Origin of the sequence: Pseudoclavibacter sp. RFBA6 (assembly GCF_002931575.1) — a bacterium.
Taxonomy (GTDB): Bacteria; Actinomycetota; Actinomycetes; order Actinomycetales; family Microbacteriaceae; genus Pseudoclavibacter; species Pseudoclavibacter terrae.
The window spans coordinates 217,275-243,535 of record NZ_PSUA01000012.1; the positions used below are offsets into that span (position 1 = coordinate 217,275).

The window sequence follows — 26,261 nt, forward strand, 5'->3', positions numbered from 1 at the left end:
GGCAATCCTATTGGGCGGCGCGAGTCAGAGAGGGAGGTTGGCGCGAAGATACGCTGATGGGATGACAACTCTCCCAATTCGCATCTACGGCGAGCCCGTCCTCCACGAGCCCGCTGCCCCGGTGGGCGACATCACCGACGAGATCCGTGAACTCGTCTCGGACATGTTCGAGACGATGGATGCAGCGCCGGGTGTCGGCCTCGCGGGCCCGCAGGTCGGCGTCGGCAAGCGCCTCTTCGTGTATTCGTACGAGGACGCAGACGGAGCCGTGCACCGCGGCGTCGCCATCAACCCGGAGCTGTACGTGACTCCCGCCGAACCGGAGTCGCTGCTCGAGCTGGACGACGAGCTCGAATCCGAGGGGTGCCTCTCGTTCCCCGGCGAGCGCTACCCGCTACGGCGGTCGGAGCGTGCGCTCCTGCGTGCGTCCGATCTCGAGGGCGACCAGTACGAGATCGAGGCAGAAGGCTGGTTCGCGCGGATCCTGCAGCACGAGTTCGACCACCTCAACGGCATCATCTACGCGGATCGCCTGGAGCATCCCTGGTACAAGGATGCGTTCAAGGTCATGCGCAAGCGCAGCTGGGGCGGGCCCGGCAAGAGCTGGCTCCCCGGGGTCGACGACCTCGAAGGCTGACCCGGCCGGTCAATGTCGGTGGCTCCTGCGAGGGTTCCGATATGACCACAGCGCTGAACGACCCCATCGAGGTCGAACTCGTCGACGAGCTCCCCTCCGTCTTCTGGTGGGAGCGTTTCGCCTACGTCGTGCACGGCCTGCCGCAGGCCTTCTACCGCCGCGTGCAGCAGCGGTGGTGGACGGGTGAGGGTGACCCGTCTCGCCTCGACACCGAGTTCTGGCGCGTCAGCGCGAAGCGTGATGGCTCCGACGGCGAGGCCTCCCTCTTCGACCTGCGACGGGACCAGGACGGCTGGCGGCTGGTGCTGCGGTGGGAGTGACCAGCCCTCGGCTGCGGCGAGGCGCCGCGCTCTCACACGATGCGCTGCCCGGCCTGCCAGACGGAGTGGGTGAGCTGCATGCCCGGGCGGTAGGCGAGGTGCGTGACCGAGGGCGCATCCAGCACCTGCAGATCTGCGCGCGAGCCGGGCGCCAGGGCGCCGATGGGCAGTTCACCCTCGTGCCTGCGCAGCGCGATCGCCCCGCCCATCGTGGCGGACCAGACCGCCTCCTCCACGGTCATCCGCATCTGCAGCACGGCTGTCGCGACACAGAACGCCATCGACGTCGTGTACGAGGTTCCCGGGTTGCAGTTGCTCGCCAGGGCCACCGTCGAGCCCGCGTCGAGCAAAGCCCTTGCTGGTGGGAACGGCTGCCGTGTCGAGAGATCGCAGGCCGGCAGCAGCGTGGCGACAGTGGCCGATGCCGCGAGCAGGTCGATGTCTTCATCGTCGAGGAAGTTGCAGTGATCGACGCTCGCGGCCCCCAGCTCCACGGCAAGCTTCACTCCGGGGCCCGGGCCGAGCTGGTTGCCGTGGACACGCAGGCCCAGACCAGCGTCGCGGCCCGCCTGCAGCACGACCCGCGATTGCTCCTCATCGAACGCCCCGCGCTCGCAGAACACGTCCATCCAGTTCACATACGGCCGGACGGCGTCGAGCATGTGGCCCGTGACGAGCCCCACGTAGTCGTCCGCATGCCAACCCTCAGGGACGACGTGAGCGCCGAGGTAGGTGACGTCGTCGGAGATCTCGGCCGCGAGGCGGGCGGAACGCTCCTCGGTCTCGACGTCGAGCCCGTACCCGGTCTTCGTCTCGAGCCAGGTCGTGCCTCCGAGGTTGGCTGCGCGGACGCGCTCGGCCATCAGCCCCCGCAGCTCCTCGGTGCTGGCCGCACGAGTCCGCTCGACCGACACCTGGATGCCGCCGGCCGCGTACGCCTCCCCAGCCATCCGTGCCGCGAACTCGGTCGAGCGGTCGCCGGCGAACGCGAGGTGCGTGTGCGAATCGACCCAGCCTGGAAGCACGGCGCGGCCGCCGACGTCGACACCACGGTCTGCCGCGGACGCCCGGACGGTCGGACCGATCCACGCGACCCGGTCACCGTCGATGATGAGCGCGGCATCGCTCAGCGCGCCATCGTCGCCGTTGGTCGTGAGTTCGCCGATGTTCGTGAACACGGTCGAGGTCATGAGTCTCCTTCGGATCGTGACGCCGGATCGGCGGCGAAGCGCGCGAGCTCGGCGGCTGCGTGTGCAAGCCGTGCTCCGTCCCTTCCGCGGTCGTAGACGACACGTCCGGCCACGATCGTCCGGATCACGTCGCTCCCGGTGCTGGTGAGCAGCAGCTGAGGCGGCATCGAGCCTGCCGTGCGGACCGAGGCCGAGTCCACCTCGACGAAGTCGAATGGACCGCCGACCGCGCCGTGCGCTGGGACGCCGAGTGAGGAGTACCCGCCTTGCGTGCCGATCGTCAGCAGCTCCTGCGGTGAGAATCTGCCTCGGGTCTGGGAGCGGAGTCGCTCCCCCGCTTCGAGGCCGCGCAGCTCGAGCAGCGGGTCGACCACCGCGTTCTGGTCGGACCCGACGGCCAGACGTGCGCCGGCCGCGACGAGTTCGGTGGCCGGGCCGATGCCGTCGCCGAGGTCCGCTTCGGTCGTCGGACAGAACACGGCGTGTACACCTGCATCCCCGAGCACCGTGATGTCGTCGTCGGTCAGATGCGTCGCGTGCACGACGCTCAGGCGGCTGGAGAGGGCGCCGGCATCCGCAAGCACCTTCGTCGGCGTCCGACCGTAGGCTGCCAGGCTCTGCTCGTTCTCCGCGGCCTGCTCTGAGAGGTGGATGTGGAGCGGCACATCGGTCGGCAGCCCGCGGATGATGCTGGCGATCGCGTCGGCCGGGACAGCCCGAACCGAGTGGATCGCGGCTCCCAGGAGGACCTCGGGGTGTGTGGCCGCGAGGCGGTTTCGCAGACGGAACCACCGCTCGAGCCAGCGCTCTGCATCCGCGTCTCCGAACCTCCGCTGCTCGGGCGAGAGGTCCGCTCCGATGGCCCCCGTGAGGTAGCAGGTGTCGAGCAGCGTGAGGCGGATGCCCGACGCGCGTGCGCCGTTGGCGAGCGCAACCTCCATGTCGTGGTCAGGGTACGGCCCGCCATGCGCGCGGTGGTGCACGTAGTGGAACTCCCCGACGGCTCCCCATCCGTTGGCGACCATCTCAGTGAAGACGGCGGTGGCGATGCGCTCGAAGGCGTCGGGTGTGAGCGCACCCGCGACGGCGTACATCTTGTCTCGCCACGACCAGAAGGTGCCGCCGTCCGCATGAGTGCGTCCCCGCAGCAGGCGGTGGAACGCGTGCGAGTGCGCGTCGCCGAAGGCGGGAAAGACGGTGGCGAGCACGAGGTCACCGTCCTGCGCGGGCACGCCCGCCTGCTCGTCGACCAGCACGCCCGCTTCGTTCCTGAGCCGCACGGACCGCACCGTGTCCGCACCGCGCACGAGTGCGTCGGCCCAGATCCAGCCTCCCTCGTGCAGCCGGAGCGTGGTGCGACGATCGGTCACTCGCCCTCCCACATCGGGACGCGCAGTCCGCGCTCCCGTGCGATGTCGGCGGCGTGCTCGTAGCCGGCATCCACGTGGCGCATGACTCCCGTGCCTGGATCATTGGTGAGCACCCGCTCGATCTTCTGGGCCGCGAGTTGGGTTCCGTCGGCCACGATGACCTGACCGGAATGGATGGACCTCCCGATTCCGACGCCGCCTCCGTGGTGCAACGAGACCCACGTGGCACCGGATGCGGTGTTGAGGAGCGCGTTGAGCAGCGGCCAGTCGGCGATCGCGTCAGAGCCGTCCTTCATCGACTCGGTCTCCCGGTACGGCGAGGCGACGGAGCCAGAGTCAAGGTGGTCTCGGCCGATCACGACGGGCGCGGAGAGCTCGCCAGACGCGACCATCTCGTTGAATCTGCGGCCCGCAAGGTGCCGTTCCTTGTAGCCGAGCCAGCAGATGCGCGCGGGAAGGCCCTCGAAGTGCACCTTCTCTCCCGCGGCCGTCACCCAGCGGTGCAGACGCTCGTCGTCAGGGAACAGCTCGAGGATGGCGCGGTCCGTGGCGGCGATATCGGCGGGGTCACCCGAAAGCGCAGCCCACCGGAACGGGCCACGTCCCTCCTCGAACTGGGGGCGGATGTGCGCTGGCACGAATCCGGGGAAGTCGAAGGCTCGCTCGTATCCGCCGAGTCTCGCCTCAGCGCGAATCGAGTTGCCGTAGTCGAAGACCTCGGCCCCCGCGTCCTGGAACTCGACCATCGCCTTGACCTGCTTCGCCATCGATGCACGGGCCCGCTCGGTGAAGCCGACCGGGTCGCGCTCGGCCTCAGCCGTCCATTCGTCGACGCTCACTCCCTCTGGGAGGTAGGCAAGCGGGTCGTGCGCGCTGGTCTGGTCGGTGACCATATCGATCGCGACGCCGCGCTCGAGGAGCAGCGGGAAGATCGTCGCCGCGTTCCCGACCACGCCCACGGAGCGAGGCTCGCGGGCTTCCTTCGCGGCGAGCACTCGCGTGATGGCGTCGTCGAGGTCGTGCGTCATCTCATCGAGATAGCCGTGCTCGACGCGCCGCTCGAGGCGGCTCGCGTCCACGTCGACGATGAGGACGACACCCTCGTTCATCGTGACGGCGAGCGGCTGCGCGCCTCCCATGCCTCCTGCGCCGCCGGTGAGCGTGAGCGTCCCGGCGAGTGTGCCGCCGAAGCGCTTCTCTGCGGCGGCCGCGAACGTCTCGTACGTGCCCTGGAGGATCCCCTGTGTGCCGATGTAGATCCAGGAGCCCGCCGTCATCTGGCCGTACATGGTGAGGCCGGCCGCTTCGAGGCGCCGGAACTCGGGCCAGTTGGCCCAGTCGCCGACGAGGTTCGAGTTGGCGATCAGCACGCGAGGAGCCCACTCGTGCGTACGGAAGACGCCGACAGGTTTGCCTGATTGGACGAGCAGCGTCTCGTCGTCTTCGAGTGTCGTGAGGGTGCGGACGATGGCGTCGTACGCTTCCCAATTGCGTGCGGCCTTGCCGGTGCCGCCGTAGACGACGAGGCTTTCTGGGTGCTCGGCCACCTCCGGGTCGAGGTTGTTCATGAGCATGCGAAGCGGCGCCTCGGTCTGCCAGCTCTTCGCGGTCAGCTTCGTGCCCCGTGCTGCCCTGATGTTCTTGTGCGTGTTCACTTCCGGATCCCTTCCTGCGGTGGTGTGCCGAGGCTTCGCTCGATGCTTGCCGCGGCGTCGGTGAGCAGCTCCCCGTAGCGCGCCGCCTTCGTCTTCGTGACGCGGTAGCTCGGTACCAGCAAGCTCAGCGACCCGAGGACGCGCTGCTGAAACTCGATCGGCGCCGCGATGGCGGTGACGTCTTGCTCGATGCCGCGCTCGACGGTCACGTATCCGATCGACGGGGTCTCTCCGCGGAGCACGCGCCCCGACGCGGATCCGTCGAGCGGGATGGTTCGCCCGACCCAGTTCGTGTGTCGCACGGAGTGAGTGCCTTCGTGGATGGCGATGTAGAGCGCCTGATCCGCATGGCCCTCGACGCACAGGTAGACCGACTCGCCCGTCCTCTCCGCGACGTGCCGCATCGCGGGCGCGGAGAGCTGAGCGAGGTTGTCGTTCGAGAGAGCGCGCGCTCCGAGCTGGACCATGCGACTCCCCGCGCGGAACTCGCCCTGGTCGTCGCGGCGCACGAATCCGGCCGACTCCAGCGTTCGAAGGAGTCGAAGGGAGGTGCTCGGCGAGAGGTCGGCGAGGCGAGCGCTCTCCGCCAGGCTCAGACCATCCCGTTCGCAGACAGACGCGAGGAGCGTGAGTGCTCGTTCGACGGTGCGCGTCGATGGTTCGGCCAACGTGACTCCCTCGTCGCAGGTGAGCGCGGTGGCCGACGGTACTCATGACCGTCGACCGTGTTGCACTCAGTAAAACGGAGATGTCACTGCACGGCAAGAGCGGAGGTGGATTCGGGTGACCCGGGGCGACGTTCCGCCCCGACCGTGCTCAGTCGCGCCGGAGAACCACTCCGAACAGACCGCGGCCAGCTAGGTCGCACACGTGATCTGGCAACCCCGACAAGAGGACCGCGTCGAGCGGGCCGAGGGCCTCGTCTCCCGTTTCGAGCGACCCTGCCAGCACGACGACGGCCTCGGCGGGTCGGGGAATCTGCGCCGCGGTCGGTGCGACGACGAGCCGCAGCTCCGGCGCACCGTCGGCGTACATGAGGTTGAGCACCCGCGACGACTCGCCGGCGGACGCTCCGGTCACGCGCTGCTCGCCCGTGAACCGCACCTGCTCTCCGCTGTCCAACCGCACCTCGACACCGTCGATCTCGAGGCGCACCGCCTCGATGGCGAGCTGCACCCGCTGCGTGCGCGGGATGACCGAGAACTCAGCCGGGCCCTCGATCGTCGCAATGCTCAGTGCCCAGTCACCGCCATCCGTCATGGCCCGCAGCGTCCGCGTCACGCCTTGTCCGTTGCGCCAGGGCAACGGCTCGAGGTCGTCGTAACGAAGTACACGCGCAGCGGTCATGCATCCATTCTGCTGCGCCCGGCCGGGACGGGCCGTGGGTCAGCCCCCGGTCGAGCTGCCTCCCCCGGCCTTGCCTTTGACCGTCGAACCGAAACCCGACTTCCCGGTCGAGCCGAACCCGTTCTTCAACGGGGCCCGCGACCCGACGGTCGCCCCCGCCGGAGCACGCTGCGCCACATCGGAGTGGGCGGCCGAGCCGGGCGCCGCGAAGCCTCCGGAGGTGACCGGCGCCCAGGAGCTCACGCGCGTGCTGTTCCACCGAGATGAGGCGAACAGCACCGGGCCGAGCCAGAGCGCAGAGCTGTAGTGCGTCCCATAGCTGCTGGACGACTCGCACAGCGATTCAGCATCGCCCTCCACCTGCTCACCCTCTTGCTCGAGAAGCTGGATCTGCTCGTTCACGTCCGCGAGGCAGTCCTCCTTCGACGCGTACGTCGGCCGCTCAGCACCTTCCGGAAGCACGTAGTTCTCCCCGTCGGCGCCCTCCACGACGATTCCCTCGTCGGGGACCGTGCTGCAGCCCGCGAGGAACATCATGGCGGTCGCGACCCCCATCGCGCCCACCGTCTTGGTGGTCGACGGGCGAGCGATACCTGAGAGGGTCACCCCTGAGCTTCGACGGAGCTTCGGTTCGTAGGTCATGGCCGCTCCTCGCGATCGGTGATGTAGTGCGGGACGAATTCGGCGAGGTCGCCCGTGATCGGGCCGCTCGTCTCGCGCACGTCGATGCCCGCAGGCGTCTCGCCCACGACCCAGGAGCCGACGATGACGGTCTTCCCGTCGATGTTCGCCAGCCGCGCCCGCTCCTGGTAGACGAAACCCTCTGCCCCGTAGTCGCCGCCATTCTCTGCCGTCTTGCGGCCTACGAGGTCGTAGATCGTCACGTTGGCGCCTTCGCGCCCCAGCTTCGGCTTCTCGACGTAGGCCTTCCCGCGGAGCCGCTCTGGTGTCGCGTACGCGGCAAGCAGCAGCGGATGCTCGGGAAAGAGCTCCCAGAGCACGACCAGCAGCTGCTTGTTGGAGAGCAGCATCTTCCAGATCGGCTCGATCCATGCCGTCGTCGCGCGTGTCGTCGGGAAGTACGTCGCGAACTCCTCCCGCACCATCCACTCCCACGGGTACAGCTTGAAGATGCGGTCGATCCGCTCTCCGTCCCCGTCGACGAAGCCATGCGTGACCTCATCGAACTGCACGTCCTCCATGAAGATCTGCTTCACCTCGAAGCCGGCGAGGCGCGCCGTCTCCGCCATGTACCCCACCGTGTCGGCATCCTCAACGATGAGCTGCCCGTCACCGTCATCGTGCAGCGAGGCCAGGTGCAGACGCGCGCCCTGCGGCAGGAACCAGCGTTGCACGCGGATGTGCACCCACTGCTCGACGAGCAGCTCGTGGAGCAGGTTGAACTGGTCTGCGCGCTCGCCTCGAGTCTCGACAAGCCACTGCCACTGCGCGGCCGCAGACTCCACAAGCGATGTGGGCGTATCCGCGTTGAACTCGAGCAGCTTGATCGTGCCCGCTCCGTCGTAGGCGAGATCGAAGCGTCCGTAGACCGTCGGGTCGTCCTCATCCCAGGACTTCTCGACCAGATCCCAGAGCTCAACCGGGATGCCGAACTCCGCGAAGCGGCGGTCGCGCACGATGCGCTCGCAGGCCTCCATGCAGAGACGGAAGAGCTCGGCAGTGGCGCGCTCGAACTCGTCGATCTCAGCGTTCGAGAAGCCGTAGGCGGCCTCTTCCTGCCAGTACGGTCGCCCGCCCTCCGACTCCATGTCGTAGAAGGTGAAGCCGATGGAGTCGAACCGCGTTCGCCACTCGGCTCGCGGAGCACTGTACGTGCGGATCAAAGTCGGCCCATCCCTGTTTCTCTCGGCTCAGCCAGGGAGCCCACGGGCGGATCCCCTCGAACTACATTAGGGCCGCGCATCGGGAATCTTCGGAGAACACCGCGCGAGGACGGTTGGGCGCTGCCTGGGCTGGGCGCTGGCTCAGGACTTCGGTGCGCTCGTGGTCTCGGAGGTGGTCTCGTTCTTCGTCTCTGTCGAGGAGCTCGGCGGTGTCGGGTTCGCAGACTGCGAGGGTGCGGGGCTCGGCGCCTCGGGCTCTCCGCTCGGCGTCGTCGAAGGCGGCGGAAGCGTAGGAGAGCTGCTCTGCGTCGGCGGTGCCGTCGGGGTGCTGGTGCCCTTCGGCGGCGTCGACGCCGGAGGAATCGCGGGTGACGGTGTCGTCTCCGGGATCGACGTCACTGGCGGCACGAAGGTGTCCTCGTTCTGCTCCCAGTAGTCCTTCTCGTCCGGATCGCCCGTCGGCGGATTCCACGACGGAACCTCGCCGAAGATGTCGACGGCGACGCCGTCCGCGTACTTGTTGAGGAACTTCTGGGGGTCGACGTGCGCACCGTCGACGATGGTCTCCAGGTGCAGGTGGGGTCCGGTGGAGGCGCCAGTGTTGCCGAGGAGACCGACCAGCTGCCCCGTCTTGACCTGGTCGCCCACCTTCACCGCCGGGGACCCTGCCACGAAGTGCGCGTAGACGGACCGCACCTGCAGGCCGTCGATCCGGTGCTCGACGACGACGTGGGCGCCGAGTCCGCCGCTGTCCGTCGGAACTGACTCGATGACGATCCCGTTCGCGATGCTGCCAACCCGTGTCCCCTGCGGGCCAGCGAGGTCGAGGCCCCGGTGATTCGAGGAGCATCCGGAGCACGGGGAATTGCGTGGGCCGAACCCGTCGGAGATGCTCACGACGCTCATGTCGACCGGCCACTGGACTCCGGGCGCTGCGGTGCCGTCAGTCGAACCTGCTGCCGCGTTCTCGACCACGGGCAGATCACGCGTTCCGATGAGCTGCCCTGGCACGCTTCCGGAGACCGTGTAGGTGACCCCGTCCGTCTTCTCGGAGCTCACGACCGGAACGGTCGACTGTCCGTCGTCCACCGCACCCGTCACGGCGGCGGCGCCGATGGAAGCGGCAGCGATCAGCCCCAGCGTCGCGGCGACGACCGGCACGGCGAGGAGCCTGGCGCGACGGCGCTCGCGCGCACGACGGGCGCGGCGGCCAGGAACGACGAGGTGAGGTTCTGACGGAGCGTTGGACGACTTCGGCAAGGGAGTCTCCTGCGATTGGTGCTTCGGGGCAACGTGTCCGAGTCTAAGGAGCCTTCTATGAATACGGAAGGGGGAATTTCCGGATCTCTCGCGCGAATGAGCATTCAGACCGTATTCGCCGAATCCGAGAAAGCCTTTCCACGATCGATTCAGATATCGAGTACTCGCGTGCCAAAGGACGAGGAGAACTTGCGGTTCGGGTCGATACCGGATGCCAGCTCGCGAAACTCCGGGAGCAGCGGGTAGAGCGCCGCGGTCTCAGTGCTATCGAGCAGACTGAGCTTGCCCCAGTGCGGCCGCGCATCGAACGGTAGGAGCTTCCTCTCGAGTTCGGACAGCAGAGCGGCGACAGGCTCAGCGAGCTTCTTCCAGGTGAAGGCGATGCAGAGCACCGCCTCGCCCTGGCTCGGGCTGAGCCAGAGGTCGTCACCGGCCATGGTCCGCAGCTCGCACACGTGCAGCAGCGGCTGGAGGCGCGGCGCAGCTGCCCGGACGACCTCGAGGGCCGCGGCCGCGTGTCGCATGGGGACGAAGTGCTCGCTCTGCAGCTCGGACCCGACGCTGGGTGCCGCGTGGATCGGGAAGTGCGGAAGGCGATCCCACCACGGTCCCGCAGTTCCGTCACGGGCAGTGTGCGACGTCCTGCTCGGATCAGCGGCGAGCAGCGGAGCGCCATAGAGGGTGCCAGCAACCTCCGCATTCTCGGCCCCATCCGGAATTCGCGTCTTCACGAGCATCTCGCTCACGGTTCCGTCGAATGTCGTGAACGTGCTGACCGAGTATGCGGAGTCATGAATCTCAGGGAGCCATTCGAGGTACGTATCCCAGGGCATCGCCCCGTAGGCATCCTGGCGCATGCGGTAGCTCGGCTCGAGGTCGAGCGTCACACGGGTGACGACCCCAAGCAGACCGAGGTGCAGCACGGACCCGCGGAAGGCGGGCGAATCTCTCGTCAGCACCTGCAGCGAGCCATCCTGGCCGAGCAACTCGAGAGCCCGGACCGCGGTGCTCAGCGACCCAAGTGCCGTCCCCGAACCGTGGGTCCCGGTCGCGGTCGCCCCGCCGACCGAGATATGCGGCAACGACCCCTCGTTGTGCAGCGCGAAGCCTGCGCGGTCGATGTCCGGAGCGACCTGACCGTAGGAAGCTGCTGCACTCATCGACGCGCTTCCCTCTCGCTCGTCTATGACGAGATCCAGCGGGATGCGGCTGAGATCGATGAGCACGCCGGCCGCGTCAGCGACATCGCTGAAGGAGTGCCGCGTGCCGAGGGCATGCACCTGGTCCGCCTCCGCCACGACGCTCGCCATCTCCGCGATCGACGCTGGTGCCACGATCTCGCGTGCCGTGTAGGTCAGCGACCCGGCCCAGTTCGTCCAACGCTGCTCAGCACTGAACGTCGTCATCGACTGCACGCCCTCGTGGCTTCCATGGTGGATGCTCTCACGGGGACCCGTGCGACCGCGGATCCCCATTCGCGAAGTAATGCCGCTCGACCGGCATGCCATCGCAGACAGCGAGGGCCGCAGCCCGGATCTCGCGATCGCGACCCGTGAGGCGCTGCGTCTCCTGCCGTCGATGCTCACCCCAGGACGGGACGACGAACGACTCGAGCTGCACATCCTCATCCTCGCCGCTGCGGTAGAGGCCCCAGCGAGAACCGCCCGTGCGGCGGCGCGAGCGCTCGACGAGGCGCATGGCGGCGCGGAACTCCCGAAGTGCCCCCGGACGGACCGTGTAGGAGATCTGCACCAGCACGGGCCCGTCTGCCGGGTCGGGCTCGAACACGAGCATGGGGGTCGCCCAGGTCAGGGAGATGGTCCGGTCGACCGTGCCCGTACCTGGCAGCAGCGGAAGCAGTCGGACACTGGCTGCCACGAGCAGCAGCAACACGGCCGAAGCGCCAAGTGCGGCTGCCGTCCCGATCAGCTGCGCCACGATGCCCCAGACGAACGACCCGATCGCCATCGTTCCCATGAAGACGAGGATGTAGACCGACGCGCCACGCGAGCGCACCCACTGCGGGAGTGTGAGCTGCAGGGCGGCGTTCAGCACCGTCAAGGTGCCGATCCAGGCAAGGCCGGCCAGCACGAGCAGCACCAGCATCACGCCGAACGGCAGCACCGCGGCGGCGACTGCACCGGCCGCGAACAGGATGGCGCTGGCTGCGATGACGGCATTGTCCGACAGGTGCGCTCGGGCGAACGGGAGGACGAAGATCCCGAGGACCGCCCCGAGGCCCAGGGCTCCGAGCAGGAATCCGTACCCGCTGGAGTCGAGCCCGAGGCGTGTGGCGGTCACTGGCAGGAGCGCCCACAATGCGCTGGCGGGAAGCGCGAACAGTGCCGACCGCAGAAGGATGCGCCGCACGAGGCCAGCGGATGCGACGTAGCGCACGCCGGCGCGCAGGGCCGGTCCGAATGCTTCGCGATCCTCAAGCCCCTCCTGGGGCGGCCTCTTCCACCACCAGAGGGCCACGATGGCGGCGACGAAACTCAGTGCGTTGATGCCGAACACCACCGGTGCTCCCGCGATGGAGAGCACGACGCCCGCGAGGGCAGGCCCAACCGCGCGGGCCCCGTTGACCGTGACACCGCCGAGCGCTGAGGACGCGCCGATCAGCTCCCGCGGCACGAGTTCGGGCTGAATCGCCTGCCATGCGGGAGACGTCAGGGTCGAGGTGATGCCGAGGAGGAAGGTGAAGCCCAGTATCGTCCACGGCGTGAGCCCGTCGTAGAGGGCGATCACCGTCAGTCCTGTGGCGATCAGCGCGCTGGCGGCAGAGCCCCAGATGAGCAGCTTGCGGCGGTCGAGAGAATCGGCGAGCACACCCGCAGGGAGCGAGAACAGCATCGCCGGTGCGAGGCTCGCGGTCTGCACGAGCGCGATGACCGTTGCACCTGCGGCAGCCTCGACGAGGTACCACTGCGCCCCGACCGTCTGCATCCATGTGCCGATATTGCTGCCGAGCTGCGCGAACCACAGCACGCGAAACGCCGTGATCGCCATAGGCGCCCACGCGGACGCCGACGCCGACGCGGATACCGATCTGACAGACATCGAGCCCTCCAGAAGACAGCGAAGTCCAGCGAAGTCCAACGAAACGAGCAGGTCTCACACTAGGCGCATAGCGACCCCAAGGACAGCGTCGAAGTGGCGCGGAGGAGCAGCGCGGAGCGGCGCGGACTCACGCCGGCGTCAGCCATGTCGATACACCCAGCGTCGCTTAGCCGTCGTCACTGCCAGTCAAATGGCCCTCCCGCGTCGCTCAGCCGTCGTCACTGCCAGTCGAATGGCCCCTCTGGCGAGTTTAGAAGGGCCATTCGGCTGGCAGCGATGCGGATGCACCGGGGCGAGGGAACCGGGCCTCATGAACGGCGGGCCCGGGGGCTCCAGCGACGGCTCCCCTCGGCGCCCTGGCAGCCTGAGCGAAGCGAAAAGCCGCGTGCCCTCCCTGAAGGAAGGACCCGCGGCTTTTCCGTTTGCTCCCTGAGATGGACTCGAACCATCAACCTGCCGGTTAACAGCCGGCTGCTCTGCCAATTGAGCTATCAGGGATTGGCAACTCGAAGAGAATAGCAACACCTTCGACCGAAAGCGAAATCGAGCGGCTGGCGTGTCGCGGGAGTCTCTCCGGCCCTGTCTCGAGGCAGGACTCAGTAGCCTCGCACGGGGTCCGCGACGCCCACGAAACGACCCGTCGACACAAAGGCATCGACGTTCTGCCGCACGCGCTCCTGCAGCAGGGGCCGCACCATCTCCGGGGTGTCTGCCGAGTGCGGCGTGATGATGAGGCGCGGCGCGGTCCACAGCGGGTGCCCGTCCGGCAGCGGCTCCGGCGACGTCACGTCGACACCAGCCCCCGCAATCCAGGATTCCTCGAGCGCCAGCTGCAGAGCCGCCAGGTCGACGAGCGGCCCACGAGCGATGTTGACGAGCACCGCCGACTCCTTCATGGCGCGCAGGCGCGCTTCGTTGATGAGCCCCCGCGTGCCGTCCGTGGCCGCCGCGGCAAGGATGACCGCGTCGGCCTCTGGCAGGACCTCGTCGAAGCGATCCGCCGTGACCGTGCGCGTCGCACCGTCGACCGGCAGGTCGCGAGCTCGGACGATCGTCGTCGTCACGCGGAACGGCTTCAGCAGGTCGAGGAGCTCGAGCGCGATGCCGCCAGCCCCGACGATCACCACGTGCTTGCCGTAGAGCGAGGTTCCCGTCTTCTTCTCCCACGTGCGCGCAGCGAGCCGCCGTGGGAACTCGCGCAGCAGCGCCAGCGTCAGCGCGAGCGCGTGCTCGGCGACGGGCTCCGCGTACGCGCCCTTCGCGGAAGTGAAGAGCACGCCGCGCTCGGCGTGGGGCTTCAGCTTCGCAGCGAAGTTGTCGATGCCGGCGAAGGGAAGCTGCACCCAGGTCACCTGCGGGTTGGCCTCGAGAGCGTCGATGAGCCCCTGGACCTTGGATGCCGACAGGTACACGATTCCGCGCGTCTCGGGACCGAGCTCGGCAAGCCGCCCTCCGCTCGAGACGACGGCGTCCGTGAACGGCTCCGCATGGCTCACAGGAAGCAGCGTGATGGCGCCGGACTCCGGTCGCTCATCGCCGTCAAGCAGCGTCGATTCCTCCGCCAGTCTCGCTTGGTGCTGAACCTGCCCGCTGCCTGCGCTCATCCGCTGCTACTCCTTCTCGTCGGCGTCGTCGGTGTGGAAACGCGCGAACTCGGCGCGCTGGGAGACGAGCTGCTCGCGGGCGGAACGCTCAGCATCCGCGCCCAGCTGCTCGGGGTCTGGGTCGCCGAACAGGCCGTCCGCGACCAGATCCATGGCGGCGAGCGTCTCGCGCTCGACGAGGCCAGGCAGCGGCGTGAGCGCGTACTCGCGCGCCTCCCGCATCCGCTTCAGATACGCATGATGCGGGTCGGTGAGGACCTCGTCGATCGTGCCGCGGGCCAGCACGAAGCCGCGGTCGAGGACAAGAACGTTCTTCGTGAGTCGCTCAATCGCGCGAAGGTCATGGCTCAGGAGGATCATCGTGCAGTTGCGCGCGACGTTGATGCGCTCCAGCAGGCTGAAGAGCGCTGGCCTCGCGATGATGTCGACCCCCTGCGCCGGTTCGTCGACCACGAGCACACTCGGTTCCACGATGAGCGCCTGGGCGAACGCCACGCGCTGCCGCTGACCCCGTGACAACTCGAACGGGAACTTCCCAAGCATGCCCAGCTCGAGGTCGACCGCGTCGATGAGCATCGCCGCCGCGCGCCCGAGACGCTTCCGATCGAACGTCCGGTCCCGCGACAGGATCGGCTCGGCGATGTTCTCGGCGACCGTCAGATCGTTCCGGAGCTGGTCGCCGGAGTCCTGGGCCAGGTAGCCGATGTCGAGATCGATGCGACGGCGGTCGAGCCGCGACGGGTGCCGCAGGTCCATGCCGACCACCTCGAGTGTGCCGCCCGTGATGAACGGCCACTCGCCCTTGCCCGGCCTACGGCGGCCGGAGAGGATGCGACCCAACGCCGACTTGCCCGACCCGGCCGTGCCGACGACGCCGAGGATCTCGCCAGGCTCGAGCTCGAACGAGATGCCACTGACCGCCTCGTGCTTCCGATTCGAGCCGTGCTCGATGTACGAGATCGACAGGTCGTCGGCGACGACGGCCCGCTGATGATCTGCACTGGTTGCCATTCCTGGTCTCCCCTTTTGTTCTCCGAGCCCACCGGAACGCTGGCGAAGCGCGTCCTCCGCCGATCCGAGCTCACCGTGCGAGCCTAGCCTTCGCGCAGCTCGCGCTTCTGATTCTCGATCGACACGAGCTGCTCGTTCAGGGAGCGGAACCGGTCAGGCTCAGCCCTGCCGTCCGTTCGCTGCAGCGCCCCGAGCAGCTCTGCCTTCCTGCGCAGCAGGTCACGCTCGACCAGGGAGGCGCTCAGCGAGCGGACGTAGAGGTCGATCTGCTCGTCCTTGCTCCCCGCCGGGATCGAGGCCATCGCCAACTCGGTGACGAGGGTCGTGAACGCCTGCGGTACCTCCTCGCCGATGCGGGTGATCCATTCCATCGATCCGAGCGAGTCGCGAGTGGCGACGATCCCGTCGCGCACCGTCGAGAGCGACGCATTGGTGAAGCCAGCTGCCATGACCTGCTGGAAGCGCTCGTCGGACAGCCGCCTCGGGTGCTGCAGCACCGCCATGAGCGTGTCACGCTCCAGACGCGTCACAGGGTCGTTCGGCAGATCGCTCATCCGTACCGCGCGCACCGCACCGCCACCGAAGTCGCCGGCGTCCGGCGGGAAGTCGTATCCCTCGCCGTCGGGGAACGGCGGCTCCTCCTCGAAATGACCGGGGGCTGGCCCACGCTGCGCCGGCACTCGGGGCCGCTGGTCGGCCGCTCGAACCGGCGCACGGGTCTCCGGCTGCCGCCGGGGCGCGGTCTTGCTTGTCCCCCGCGCCGCACGCACAGCCTGTTCGACCTGCACCAGATCGATACCGAGCATCTTCGCGAGTCGTCGTGAGTACCCAGGGCGCATCGCGGGGTCGCGGATCCCCGCCACGACCGGCGCAGCCTGACGCAACGCCGCGACCCGGCCCTCGACCGTGTCGAGGTCGTGGCCGAGCAGCTGCTGCGCGATGACGAACTCGTACATCGGCGTCGGATGATCGACGAGGTCCCGCACAGCGGCGTCACCGCGCGCGAGACGCAGGTCGCAGGGGTCGAGCCCATCGCGCGCGACGGCGACGAACGTCTGGGCCACGAAGCGCTGCTCCTCCGCGAACGCGCGCATCGCTGCCTTCTTCCCGGCCTCATCCGGGTCGAACGTGAAGATCACCTGCCCACCGGCCGACTCGTCATCCATGATCCGGCGCAGCACCTTGATGTGGTCGACGCCGAAGGACGTCCCGCAGGTCGCGACCGCTGTCGGCACTCCAGCAAGATGCGCGGCCATGACATCCGTGTAGCCCTCGACGACGACGACCTTGTGCTGCTTCGCGATCTCGCGCTTCGCGACATCGAGTCCGTACAGCACCTGCGCCTTGTGGTAGATCGGCGACTCCGGCGTATTGAGGTACTTCGGCCCCTTGTCATCGTCGTAGAGCTTGCGCGCACCGAACCCGACGGTCTGTCCCGACGTGTCGCGGATGGGCCACATGACGCGCCCGCGGAAGCGGTCGTAGCTGGACCCGCGCTCGTTGGTGGAGAGCAGACCGGACTCCTTGAGCTCCGGCAGCGTGAAACCGAGCCCCGTCAGATGCTTCGACAGCGAATCCCAGCCCTGCGGTGCGTAGCCGACCCCGAACATCGCGGCCGCGCTCGGGTCGAACCCGCGTCCGCCCAGGAACTCGCGCGCCGCATCCGCGCCGGGCGCCTGCAGCTGCTCGCGGTAGTAGGCCTCGGCGGCCGTGTGGGCCTGCAGGAGACGGAGCCGCTTCGAGTGGTCTGGGGCGTGCCCGCCGTCTTCGTACGTGAGCGCGTAGCCGAGCCGGCCCGCCAGCCGCTCGACCGCCTCGGAGAACGTGACGTGGTCGATCTTCTGGAGGAACGTGAAGACGTCCCCCGACTCGCCACAGCCGAAGCAGTGGTAGTAGCCCAGCTGCGGGCGCACATGGAAGCTCGGCGTGCGTTCGTCGTGGAACGGGCAGAGCCCCTTCTTGGAACCGATACCCGCGTTCTTGAGCGTGACGTGGTCACCCACGATCTCGGAGATGTCCGTGCGAGAGCGAACCTCCTCGATATCGCTCTTGCGGATCAGTGCCATGAAGCCACCCTAGACGGCACCTCCGACGCCGCAGCGAGCCGGTCGTGCCAGACGAGGGCGCCCTTGTCGGTCAGGTTGGCGACCTGGTCGACGACGACCCGCTTGCGCGCCGTGTCGTCGTCCGCGGCCCGGAAATCAGCGGCGAAGGCCGCATCGAGATGCTGGTCACCCGTCTGCCAGAACATCTCGGCGAGCTCGACCAGGATCTTCCGCTGATGCTCGTAGATGGGGCGACGCGCATCCAACGACATGACGAAGCCCGCGACGATGCCCTTCAGCAGCGCGATCTCAGCGCGGATCTCGCGCGGCACGACCAACGAGGCGCGGTATCGGATGAGCGACTCCCCCGGTTGCGCCGCCCACGTCGCCGACGTCGCGGCCTTCGCGAACCGACCGATGAGCTGCGATGTCAGGTTCTTGAGTCCGGCCTGGGCCTCCCTCGAGGCGTCGTACTCGCGCATCCAGTACGGCTGCAGCTGCAGTCGCGCGAACGCCTCATCGAGCTCCTCTTCCGTGAACTTCGATCCGGACCAGTCGGAAGCGGCGAAGAGAATCGCCGGCCTGTTCTCGGGGTCATCGAGCTCCGGGAGCGACACGAACGACTCGACGATCGCATCCTCGAGGTCGTGGACCGAGTACGCGATGTCGTCACTCAGATCCATGACCTGCGCCTCGATGCTCGTCTGCGACTCCGGAGCGCCTTGCCGCACCCAGTCGAAGACCGCACGGTCATCCGCGTACACGCCGAACTTGCCCGTGCCGCGTTCCGCGCCGACCTCGCGCGTCCACGGGTACTTGCAGCTCGCGTCGAGGCTCGCCCGCGTCAGGTTCAACCCATAGTGCCGCCCGTCTGGGCCGAACACCTTGGGCTCGAGCCGCGCGACGATGCGCAGCGTCTGCGCGTTGCCCTCGAAGCCCCCGATGTCCCGCGCCCACTCGTTGAGCGCCTTCTCCCCGTTGTGTCCGAAGGGCGGATGCCCCAGGTCGTGCGCGAGGCAGGCCGTGTCGACGATGTCCGGATCGAGCTCGAGCGTGCCAGCGATCTCCCGCCCCACCTGCGCGACCTCGAGCGAGTGGGTCAGTCGGTTCCGGGCGGCATCGATGCCAGCGGTCGGCGACAGCACCTGGGTCTTCGCGGCGAGCCGCCGCAACGCGCTCGAGTGGACGAGGCGCGCCCGGTCGCGGGCGAACGTCGACCGCCGACGGTTCTCGTGATGCTCGGGCAGGAACCGCTCACGATCATGGTCACCGTACGGGCTGCGGTCGATCGGCTCTGGAGGAAGCGACACCCTCAGCCTCCCGAATGGGAGAGCTCGGCCGCGGAGATGTTCGCCTTCTGGTCGTCGTTCAGCTCGCGCGACTCGAGCCAGCGGTCGGGTAAGGACGGACGCTTCGGTGTTCCCGCTCGACCCCGCGGGCCTTCCGCGTCCCGACCCGGGTACGGCTGATCGCGGTCCAGCTGCGCGAGAAGCCCGTCGAGCTCCTCGAGCGTCGACATGAGTGCCAGCCCGGACCGGATGTCGGAACCCACCGGGTAGCCCTTCAGGTACCACGCCATGTGCTTGCGCATCTCCCGGCACGCCCTGGCTTCTTCCTGATGGAACTCCGCGAGCAGCTCGGTGTGCCGACGGATGGCGTCCCCAACACCCCCGAGTGTCGGCTGGATGCGGGTCGTCTCACCCCGGAAGGCAGCCGCCAGGTCGCCGAAGAGCCACGGCCTGCCGAGGCAGCCGCGTCCGACCACGACCCCGTCGCATCCGGTCTGCTCCATCATGCGCAGCGCGTCCTCGCCCGCCCAGATGTCGCCGTTGCCGAGGACCGGGATGCTCGTGACGGTCTCCTTGAGCTTCCCGATGGCGTCCCAGTCGGCCTGACCAGAGTAGAACTGCGAGGCGGTTCGCCCGTGGAGCGCGACGGCGGCGACGCCGGCGCCTTCGGCGATGCGACCGGCCTCGAGGTACGTCAGATGCTCATCGTCGATGCCCTTGCGCATCTTGATGGTCAGGGGGATATCGCCCGCCGCCTCGGCGGCACCCTCAACGATGGCGCGGAACAGTGACGTCTTCCAGGGAAGCGCAGCCCCGCCGCCTCGCTTGGTGACCTTCGGCACCGGGCAGCCGAAGTTGAGGTCGATGTGGTCGGCGCGGTCCTCCGCGACGAGCATCGTGACGGCCTCGCGCACCGTCTTGGGATCGACGCCGTAGAGCTGGATGCTCCTCGTGTCCTCTGACTCGTGATGCTCGATGAGCCGCATGGTCACGGGCGTGCGCTCGACGAGCGCACGGGACGTGATCATCTCGGAGACATAGAGGCCGGCGCCGTACTCACGGCACAGGCGTCGGAAGGCGGAGTTGGTGATGCCAGCCATGGGCGCCAGGACCACCGGTACGTCGAGAACCAGTGGTCCGATGCGCAGCGGCTTCGCGTCGAGTGCAGTCAAGGTCATAACCGATCAATTCTCGCAGGTCGCGTCGACTTTCGCACGCCCGCTGCCTCAACGCTACGACGGGCGCCCCGAACCATGTCAGATGGTGATCGACAGCTGCTCAGAGGGGGTGAAGCGCAGCTCCATCGGCCCCGAGGCATCGGCGGGAACGTCGAACACCAGATGGATGCGCGTAGCTGCCCCGAGCGGGAGCTCGCGAGAGCTCTGCAGGCTCGGTGGGAGGTAGGTGCCGTACGCGGTGACGCGCTCGTCGGCGACGAACTCCGCACCCTCCCCGTCGATGAGCGCGAAGACAGCCGGGGCGATCACCAGCGCCGCGTCCCCGTCGTTGCGGAGCTCGATGTCGACGACGCAGAACTGACCGGACGCCTGTGCACTGCCACCCTGCCCGTCATGCCGTGGCAGACCGCACTGGACCTCGCTCGCCGTCATCCGCACCCCACTGGCCTCGACCGAGCCGCGGCTCAGGAGCTCGGATCCCTCACCGCGCCAGGCTGGCGTGGCCTCGCCCGCTGTGAGCTCAGCCTCGCCACGGTCCGTCGCTCGGTTCGACACGTGGACGTAGCCGACCACGGCGAGGAGGACGAGCACCGAAGCGAGCGCCAGCAGGGTGACGCGCCACGAGCGGCCCGCCCGCGAAGTCGCAGGCGGGCGCTCGGCACCGTCGGTGTTGCTCGGGCTCACGCCGACTGGGTCAGGCCGCGAGGAGGCGAGCCGCGAGGTAGGCCTCGAGCTGGTCGAGGGCGACCCGCTCCTGCGCCATCGAGTCGCGCTCGCGAACCGTCACGGCGTTGTCCTCGAGGGTGTCGAAGTCGACGGTGACGCAGAACGGCGTGCCGATCTCGTCCTGGCGGCGGTAGCGGCGTCCGATCTGGCCCGCGTCATCCACATCGATGCTCCAGTGCTTGCGGAGCTTGTCGCCGAGCTCACGGGCCACCGGGCTGAGACGCTCATCGCGGCTCAGCGGCAGCACGGCGACCTTGATGGGCGCGAGGCGCGGGTCGAGGCGCAGCACGGTGCGGATGTCGACGCCACCCTTGGCGTTCGGCGCCTCTTCCTCGACGTAGGAGTCGACGAGGAACGCCATCATGGACCGCGTCAGGCCGAAGCTCGGCTCGATCACGAACGGCGTGTAGCGCTCGCCGGTTGCCTGGTCGAAGTAGTTGAGCCCCGTGCCGGACGCGGTCGAATGCGACGTGAGGTCGTAGTCGGTGCGGTTCGCGACGCCCATCAGCTCGCCCCACCCGGAGCCCTTGAACCCGAACTGGTACTCGAAGTCGATCGTGCCGGCGGAGTAGTGCGCGCGCTCTTCCTTGGGAACGTCGAACCGACGCATGTTGTCTGGGTTCAGGCCGAGGTCGGTGAACCAGTTCCAGCAGGCCTCCACCCAGTCCTCGAACCACTTCTGCGCGTCGTCGGGGTGCACGAAGAACTCGATCTCCATCTGCTCGAACTCGCGCGTCCGGAAGATGAAGTTGCCCGGCGTGATCTCGTTGCGGAACGCCTTGCCGACCTGCCCGATGCCGAACGGCGGCTTCTTGCGCGACGTGGTGAGCACGTTGTTGAAGTTCACGAAGATGCCCTGGGCGGTCTCGGGGCGCATGTAGTGGAGGCCGGCCTCGTTGTCGACCGGACCCAGGTAGGTCTTGACGAGTCCGGAGAACAGCTGCGGCTCCGTCCACTGCCCCTTGGTGCCGCAGTCGGGGCAGACGATCTCCGACATGCCTTCAGGCGCGCGCTTCTTCTTCGCCTCGAACGCCTCGACGAGGTGGTCCTGGCGGTGTCGCTTGTGGCAGCTGAGGCACTCGACCAGAGGGTCGGTGAACGTGGCGACGTGGCCGGAGGCCTCCCAGACGGCCTTCGGGAGGATGATCGAGGAGTCGAGACCCACCATGTCCGCGCGTCCGCGGACGAACGTCTGCCACCACTGCTTCTTGATGTTCTCCTTGAGCTCGACGCCGAGGGGGCCGTAGTCCCACGAGGCGCGGGTGCCTCCGTAGATCTCGCCGGCCTGGAAGACGAAGCCGCGTCGCTTCGCGAGGGCGATGACCTTATCGAGCGTGGATTGCGCCATTGAGAAAAACTCCTGCTGGGGTGTCGAAGGCGAACCCAGGGTCGTGCTCGCCGCAAGTCGCCAGTCTAGTCAGCCGCCGAACTCGCGGCGGCCCCAGCCGACGCGATGGCCTGGAAGTTATCCACAGAAGCCAGTGCGAGCCACCGGTGCACTCCTCTCTCCTGCAACCATGTCGCGGACCACCCGAACACTCGAATGACGCGGTCCCCCAGGGCGTCTGTCATCCGAAGGACACCAGTGACCCTCCACTCAGCGCGCAGAATCGCCGTCGACAAGCAATTCCTCACCACGGCGGCCGCGCACGTCGGCATCGCCGCAGGCGCCGCAGCCTTCGCCGGGGCCGCACTGTGCGGTGCGACGGCCCTCTTCTTGAACGAGGCCCTGAACGCTGGGTCCGGCGCATCTGGTCCCAGCGGTTCCGGGACGCAGTTCGCCGAGCAGCTCTGGCGCGTGTTCCTCCTGCTCACCTCGCTGCCATTCAGCGGGCAGCTCCGGGCGGGGCTCGAGACCATCGGCGGTTTCGTCAGCACGGGCGACGAGGGGTTCACCATTGGCGTGTGGCCGCTCGCCTCCCTGGCCTTCGTGTGCCTCGTGAGCGTCCTCGGCGCGTACCTGCTCGAACGCCGTCACCCTCAGCGCAGCGGCGGGATGCGCGCGGGAGCCGCCGCTGCCGCTGGGGGCGCCTTCGCCGTGCTCATGCTCCTCGTCGCTGCGCCGGGCGTCCGCTTCGATGCGTCGGGCGCGGCCGCAACAGTCTCGGCTCTCGGGCCGGCGCTCGTGCCGATCTCGTTCACGTCCGTCTTCGCGAGCGGCTGGCTCGGCAGGTACCTTGCAACCCGCAAGCCGCCCGAAATCGCGCCAACAGGAAGACCACGAGGCCCGCTGGCCCGCGAGCTTGCGAGCCTCGCCGCCGACCTCGGCATCTACGCAGGAGCGCTCGCCCTCACCGGCGCGGTGCTGGGCACCATCACCCTCGTGCTTGTCTTCCTTCAGGCCGGGGCCATGAGCGCACAGCTTCCCATGCTGCTCGCCGGCGCCCCACACGCCGCCTTCTGGGCGCTCATCCTCGCGCATCTCGGAGCGGTCACGGTCGCTGCCCCGTACACCGCTGCCGAAGGCATCTCCGTCCTCTCGCCGGAACTCCCATTCGCCTGGTTCTCGGTCCTTCCCGTCGTCCTGGCCTCACTCGGTTCGGCGCTGGTCATCGGCGTCGGGCGCGCCCGGACGCGCACCCCGGAGCTGGCGAGAATCTGGCGCCTACCGGCCGCGGTCTTCGTCGTGTGGATGCTGGGCTCGCTGGTGTTCCTCCCGGTGACGGTCTCCGGTTCGGCGACGGTGCTCGGCTTCACGCTCGGGGAACTCGAGCTCGCCGCCCGGCCTGCGTTCTGGACCCCTGCGCTCTTCGCCGTCTGGGCCCTGGCCGTCGAGCTCGGCGCATGGGCGCTCCCAGACCGAGCCAGTGCCCTCACGCCGAGGGTCCACGCCCTCGCGACGCGGATCCGCACGCGACTCGGGGGCTTCGAATCACCGGCCAGCGCGGCGTGGGCGGGCACCGCGCCCGCCGCTGTGCCGTCGCCGTCGGCGCACCAGGCGTCCCCGCTCCTGGAACCGGCGCGTGACGCAGCAGGACTCCCGAGCCTGCCCATGACCGCGAGGGCCAAGCGCCGACTGCGCATCGCGGGCGTCTGCATCACGATCGCAGTGCTCGTCGTCACGGGTTCCGCCATCGCGATCACCTCGGTCAACACGCAGCGCGGGGCGGTCGCGAAGGTCCGTGCATACGTGGAGGCGATCGCCGCGGGCGACGCGACGCACGCTGGTGAACTCGTCGACCCCAACGTGGAGACGTCGCAACGCGACTACGTGAGTGATGCGATGCTCGCGTCCGCCAGCGAGCGGATCACCGTCCTCGACGTGGTCGAGACGGAGCTCAGCCCCGCGGCCCCGAGCACGAGCTGGTTCGAGGACCCCGCCCAGGAGGAGCAAGGCTCCGGCCGGGAGAGGCGGAACGTGCAGGTCACGTACCGTCTCGGCGGGACGACAGAGAGCACCGTTCTCGTCGCCGAGCGCACCGAGAACGAGTTCCTCCTCCTCGAGACCTGGAGGGTCGTCACCCCACTCGTCTTCGAGTCCGTCGCCGGCACCAGCCACGCCATGGACTTCACCATCGGCTCCGTGGCCGCAACGCCGGGCCGGGTGGAGACGCTGACCTGGGAGGGTAGCCAGCCGGTGAGCTGGGTGCCGTTCAGCGCGTACCCGGCCATCTACCCCGTGACCGGGACCGAATCGACGTTCTACTCGGTTGCCAGCGAGCCCGTCCGGGTCGGCCCAGTCCAGGACGAGCACGTCCCTGAGCGCAACCTGATCTACACCCCCACCGACGCTCTCACCGAAGCTGTGGACGCTGCCGTCACGGCCAAGATCGACCAGTGCGTGCTCTCGACCGACGCGTCGCCGGACGGCTGCCCGTTCAGCACCTATGTCTCCGGCGCGAACACGGCGCTGAGCTGGCAGGTCACCAGTGCTCCGACCGTGTCGGTCAGCGAGACATCGGACCGGTTCGAGGTCGAGGACGGCCTCGTGAGCTATTCGTACACGGGAAGCAGCGGTCGGACGAGCGCAGGCTCCAGCCCCATCCGGACGACGGGGACCTTCACGATCGTCGGAGACACGGTCGCGATCGAGTTCAGCTGACGACGCTTGGTGGCGAGCCGGTCGGCGACGTCGGCGCGTCGACCGCTCCCCCGAACCGCCGATCACGACCGGCGTAGCGCTCGATGGCCTCCCAGAGGTCGGTCCGCGAGAAGTCCGGCCACAGCGTGTCCAGAAAGCACATCTCCGCGTAGGCCGCCTGCCAGAGGAGGAAGTTGCTGGTCCGCTGCTCACCGCTCGAGCGCACGAACAGATCGACGTCCGGCATCTCCGGGTCGTAGAGGTGCTTGGCGATCGTCTGCTCGGTGACGCGCTCTGGGCGCAGCCGTCCCGCGCGAACCTCCTCAGCGATGCTCCTCACCGCGTCCGCGATCTCGAGGCGACCGCCGTAGTTGACGCACATCGTGAGCGTCATCCGAGTGTTGTCCTTCGTCAAGCGCTCAGCAAGCTGGAGGTCCTTGATGACCGACTTCCACAGACGCGGTTCGCGACCCGCCCAGCGGATGCGCACACCCCACTCGTTGAGCTGGTCGCGCTGGCGGTGCAGGACGTCGCGGTTGAACCCCATGAGGAAGCGCACCTCCTCAGGCGAACGCTTCCAGTTCTCCGTCGAGAAGGCATAGGCGCTCAGGTGCTTCACACCGACCTGCAGGGCCCCCGCAACGACGTCGAGCAGCGCGGCCTCGCCGGCTCGATGCCCCTCGATCCGCGGCAGGCCACGCTGGTTCGCCCATCTTCCGTTGCCGTCCATGACGACGGCAACGTGAGACGGCACCTCGGACGCGTCGAACTGCGGCGGATACACGCCGGTCCAGTCGACGGGCTTGAACTCCCGCGCCTGCTTGCTGCGGCTCATGCCTTCTCCTCAATGCTGGGCTCCACGGCCTCTTCGCGAACGGATGCTGCTGCGCTGGGCGGCTCCAGCCTGCCGAGCAGTCGATCGTGCTCGAGCACCTGCATGGACCGGAGCCTCTTCTCGAGGTACTGCTGCGAGTACGCCGAGACGATACCGCTTGCGCGAGCCCTCGGCGGCGCCTCGAGCGTATCCAGCGTCGCCCAGTCGCCCGAGAGCAGAGCTCGGAGCGCGTCCACGGTCGCAGCATCCACGCGCATGACGCCGGCCGGAGTGCACCGCGCGCAGACCACGCCGCCGAGCTGCACGCTGAACCGTTCGTGCGGGCCTGGGGCCCCACATCTCGCGCAGTCGTCCAGCGCCGGGGCCCAGCCCGCCAGGGAGAGTGCACGAAGCAGGTACGAGTCGAGGATGTCCTGGGATGCCCTCGCGCCGATGGTCAGTGCGCGCAGAGCCCCGATGACGAGCGTGTACTGCTGCGGCGACGGCTCAGCCTCAGCGATCCGCTCGGCAGCCTCGACGATGACGGACGCCGCTGAGTATCGCGAGTAGTCATCGACCAGGTCGCGACCGTACGCGGCCAGCGTGACCGCCTGCGTGACCGTGTCGAGATTGCGGCCCGCGTAGCACTGCACGTCCACGACCATGAACGGCTCGAGTCGTGCCCCGAACTTCGAAGAGGTTCGTCTCACGCCGCGCGCGACGGCGCGCACCTTCCCCCGCTCCTTGCCGAGCAGCGTCACGATGCGGTCGGCTTCACCGAGGCGCTGGGTGCGAAGGACGACCGCCTCGTCGCGATAGGTGGGCATCCATCCAGTATGAACCTCCTCCCACCCAGAGGCAGGAACCACGCGTGACCGAGCCGATGACGG

At 68.3% G+C, this 26,261-nt stretch carries 22 protein-coding genes and 1 tRNA gene; 3 read left to right on the plus strand and 20 right to left on the minus strand.

Annotated features, from left to right (window positions below):
• The first annotated feature begins 61 nt into the window (after positions 1-61).
• Together def and C5C17_RS10950 are read left to right on the plus strand one after the other, a co-directional pair.
• The gene (def, locus tag C5C17_RS10945) at positions 62-637 is read left to right on the plus strand and encodes a peptide deformylase (RefSeq protein WP_104253410.1); all 576 of its coding nucleotides are present in this window, start codon (positions 62-64) and stop codon (positions 635-637) included.
• Positions 638-678: 41 nt separating this feature from the next.
• Complete coding sequence (locus C5C17_RS10950; RefSeq protein ID WP_104253411.1) at positions 679-957, plus strand: hypothetical protein; 279 nt, start codon at positions 679-681, stop codon at positions 955-957.
• Positions 958-989: 32 nt separating this feature from the next.
• Here C5C17_RS10950 and hutI read toward each other — a convergent pair whose 3' ends face one another.
• The 18 genes from hutI to C5C17_RS11040 form a co-directional block, all read right to left on the minus strand.
• The gene (hutI, locus tag C5C17_RS10955) at positions 990-2,147 is read right to left on the minus strand and encodes an imidazolonepropionase (protein ID WP_104253412.1); all 1,158 of its coding nucleotides are present in this window, start codon (positions 2,145-2,147) and stop codon (positions 990-992) included.
• A complete protein-coding gene (locus C5C17_RS10960) occupies positions 2,144-3,517 on the minus strand; it encodes a formimidoylglutamate deiminase (RefSeq protein WP_258066172.1) in 1,374 nt (457 codons plus the stop codon). The genes hutI and C5C17_RS10960 overlap by 4 nt, the downstream gene beginning before the upstream one ends.
• Positions 3,514-5,172 carry a urocanate hydratase gene (gene hutU / locus C5C17_RS10965; protein ID WP_104253413.1) on the minus strand — a complete coding sequence of 553 codons (1,659 nt, stop codon included), beginning with the start codon at positions 5,170-5,172 and terminating at the stop codon, positions 3,514-3,516. The genes C5C17_RS10960 and hutU overlap by 4 nt, the downstream gene beginning before the upstream one ends.
• A complete protein-coding gene (locus C5C17_RS10970; RefSeq protein ID WP_104253414.1) occupies positions 5,169-5,840 on the minus strand; it encodes an IclR family transcriptional regulator in 672 nt (223 codons plus the stop codon). Before C5C17_RS10970 ends, hutU begins: the two co-directional genes overlap by 4 nt.
• Before the next feature lie 148 nt (positions 5,841-5,988).
• Complete coding sequence (locus C5C17_RS10975; RefSeq protein WP_104253415.1) at positions 5,989-6,519, minus strand: HutD family protein; 531 nt, start codon at positions 6,517-6,519, stop codon at positions 5,989-5,991.
• A 39-nt stretch (positions 6,520-6,558) separates the two neighbouring features.
• Positions 6,559-7,161, minus strand: coding sequence for a hypothetical protein (locus tag C5C17_RS10980; protein ID WP_104253416.1), 603 nt, complete (start codon positions 7,159-7,161; stop codon positions 6,559-6,561).
• A complete protein-coding gene (locus C5C17_RS10985; RefSeq protein WP_219820504.1) occupies positions 7,158-8,363 on the minus strand; it encodes a glutathionylspermidine synthase family protein in 1,206 nt (401 codons plus the stop codon). The genes C5C17_RS10980 and C5C17_RS10985 overlap by 4 nt, the downstream gene beginning before the upstream one ends.
• 141 nt (positions 8,364-8,504) lie before the next feature.
• Positions 8,505-9,623: a M23 family metallopeptidase gene (locus C5C17_RS10990; RefSeq protein WP_104253417.1), complete on the minus strand. Its 1,119-nt coding sequence runs from the start codon at positions 9,621-9,623 to the stop codon at positions 8,505-8,507.
• A gap of 149 nt (positions 9,624-9,772) precedes the next feature.
• Positions 9,773-11,029 carry an FAD-binding protein gene (locus C5C17_RS10995; RefSeq protein ID WP_181028556.1) on the minus strand — a complete coding sequence of 419 codons (1,257 nt, stop codon included), beginning with the start codon at positions 11,027-11,029 and terminating at the stop codon, positions 9,773-9,775.
• 37 nt (positions 11,030-11,066) lie between these two features.
• Positions 11,067-12,683, minus strand: a complete 1,617-nt coding sequence (locus C5C17_RS11000) for an MFS transporter (protein WP_104253419.1) — start codon at positions 12,681-12,683, stop codon at positions 11,067-11,069.
• 425 nt (positions 12,684-13,108) lie between these two features.
• A tRNA-Asn gene (locus C5C17_RS11005) sits at positions 13,109-13,181 on the minus strand.
• A gap of 98 nt (positions 13,182-13,279) precedes the next feature.
• Positions 13,280-14,287 (minus strand): NAD(P)-dependent oxidoreductase, encoded by a 1,008-nt coding sequence (locus tag C5C17_RS11010; protein WP_104253420.1) that lies wholly within the window; start codon positions 14,285-14,287, stop codon positions 13,280-13,282.
• Positions 14,288-14,293: 6 nt separating this feature from the next.
• Positions 14,294-15,298: an ATP-binding cassette domain-containing protein gene (locus C5C17_RS11015; protein ID WP_104253421.1), complete on the minus strand. Its 1,005-nt coding sequence runs from the start codon at positions 15,296-15,298 to the stop codon at positions 14,294-14,296.
• An 83-nt stretch (positions 15,299-15,381) separates the two neighbouring features.
• A complete protein-coding gene (gene dnaG, locus C5C17_RS11020; protein ID WP_104253422.1) occupies positions 15,382-17,364 on the minus strand; it encodes a DNA primase in 1,983 nt (660 codons plus the stop codon).
• A complete protein-coding gene (locus C5C17_RS11025; RefSeq protein ID WP_244295930.1) occupies positions 17,355-18,653 on the minus strand; it encodes a deoxyguanosinetriphosphate triphosphohydrolase in 1,299 nt (432 codons plus the stop codon). Before C5C17_RS11025 ends, dnaG begins: the two co-directional genes overlap by 10 nt.
• A gap of 2 nt (positions 18,654-18,655) precedes the next feature.
• Positions 18,656-19,810 carry a tRNA dihydrouridine synthase DusB gene (gene dusB / locus C5C17_RS11030; RefSeq protein ID WP_104253423.1) on the minus strand — a complete coding sequence of 385 codons (1,155 nt, stop codon included), beginning with the start codon at positions 19,808-19,810 and terminating at the stop codon, positions 18,656-18,658.
• Between the two features lie 78 nt (positions 19,811-19,888).
• Complete coding sequence (locus C5C17_RS11035) at positions 19,889-20,494, minus strand: DUF4352 domain-containing protein (RefSeq protein WP_104253424.1); 606 nt, start codon at positions 20,492-20,494, stop codon at positions 19,889-19,891.
• Positions 20,495-20,504: 10 nt separating this feature from the next.
• Positions 20,505-21,884, minus strand: a complete 1,380-nt coding sequence (locus tag C5C17_RS11040) for a glycine--tRNA ligase (RefSeq protein ID WP_104253425.1) — start codon at positions 21,882-21,884, stop codon at positions 20,505-20,507.
• 237 nt (positions 21,885-22,121) lie between these two features.
• On the opposite strand from C5C17_RS11040, the gene C5C17_RS11045 reads away from it, so the two are divergent.
• Positions 22,122-24,578 carry a hypothetical protein gene (locus tag C5C17_RS11045; RefSeq protein ID WP_104253426.1) on the plus strand — a complete coding sequence of 819 codons (2,457 nt, stop codon included), beginning with the start codon at positions 22,122-22,124 and terminating at the stop codon, positions 24,576-24,578.
• Here C5C17_RS11045 and C5C17_RS11050 read toward each other — a convergent pair.
• Together C5C17_RS11050 and recO are read right to left on the minus strand one after the other, a co-directional pair.
• A complete protein-coding gene (locus C5C17_RS11050) occupies positions 24,571-25,392 on the minus strand; it encodes an isoprenyl transferase (protein ID WP_104253427.1) in 822 nt (273 codons plus the stop codon). The genes C5C17_RS11045 and C5C17_RS11050 overlap by 8 nt on opposite strands.
• Positions 25,389-26,198, minus strand: a complete 810-nt coding sequence (recO, locus tag C5C17_RS11055) for a DNA repair protein RecO (RefSeq protein WP_104253428.1) — start codon at positions 26,196-26,198, stop codon at positions 25,389-25,391. Before recO ends, C5C17_RS11050 begins: the two co-directional genes overlap by 4 nt.
• Between the last annotated feature and the right edge of the window lie 63 nt (positions 26,199-26,261).

What these genes read in the sequence shown, in the direction of transcription:
- def (WP_104253410.1), top strand. Translation starts at nt 62, where the DNA reads ATGACAACTCTCCCAATTCGCATCTACGGCGAGCCCGTCCTCCACGAG.
- C5C17_RS10950 (WP_104253411.1), top strand. Translation starts at nt 679, where the DNA reads ATGACCACAGCGCTGAACGACCCCATCGAGGTCGAACTCGTCGACGAG.
- hutI (WP_104253412.1), bottom strand. Translation starts at nt 2,147, where the DNA reads ATGACCTCGACCGTGTTCACGAACATCGGCGAACTCACGACCAACGGC.
- C5C17_RS10975 (WP_104253415.1), bottom strand. Translation starts at nt 6,519, where the DNA reads ATGACCGCTGCGCGTGTACTTCGTTACGACGACCTCGAGCCGTTGCCC.
- C5C17_RS10980 (WP_104253416.1), bottom strand. Translation starts at nt 7,161, where the DNA reads ATGACCTACGAACCGAAGCTCCGTCGAAGCTCAGGGGTGACCCTCTCA.
- C5C17_RS10995 (WP_181028556.1), bottom strand. Translation starts at nt 11,029, where the DNA reads ATGACGACGTTCAGTGCTGAGCAGCGTTGGACGAACTGGGCCGGGTCG.
- C5C17_RS11000 (WP_104253419.1), bottom strand. Translation starts at nt 12,683, where the DNA reads ATGTCTGTCAGATCGGTATCCGCGTCGGCGTCGGCGTCCGCGTGGGCG.
- C5C17_RS11010 (WP_104253420.1), bottom strand. Translation starts at nt 14,287, where the DNA reads ATGAGCGCAGGCAGCGGGCAGGTTCAGCACCAAGCGAGACTGGCGGAG.
- C5C17_RS11015 (WP_104253421.1), bottom strand. Translation starts at nt 15,298, where the DNA reads ATGGCAACCAGTGCAGATCATCAGCGGGCCGTCGTCGCCGACGACCTG.
- dnaG (WP_104253422.1), bottom strand. Translation starts at nt 17,364, where the DNA reads ATGGCACTGATCCGCAAGAGCGATATCGAGGAGGTTCGCTCTCGCACG.
- dusB (WP_104253423.1), bottom strand. Translation starts at nt 19,810, where the DNA reads ATGACCTTGACTGCACTCGACGCGAAGCCGCTGCGCATCGGACCACTG.
- C5C17_RS11040 (WP_104253425.1), bottom strand. Translation starts at nt 21,884, where the DNA reads ATGGCGCAATCCACGCTCGATAAGGTCATCGCCCTCGCGAAGCGACGC.
- C5C17_RS11050 (WP_104253427.1), bottom strand. Translation starts at nt 25,392, where the DNA reads ATGAGCCGCAGCAAGCAGGCGCGGGAGTTCAAGCCCGTCGACTGGACC.
- recO (WP_104253428.1), bottom strand. Translation starts at nt 26,198, where the DNA reads ATGCCCACCTATCGCGACGAGGCGGTCGTCCTTCGCACCCAGCGCCTC.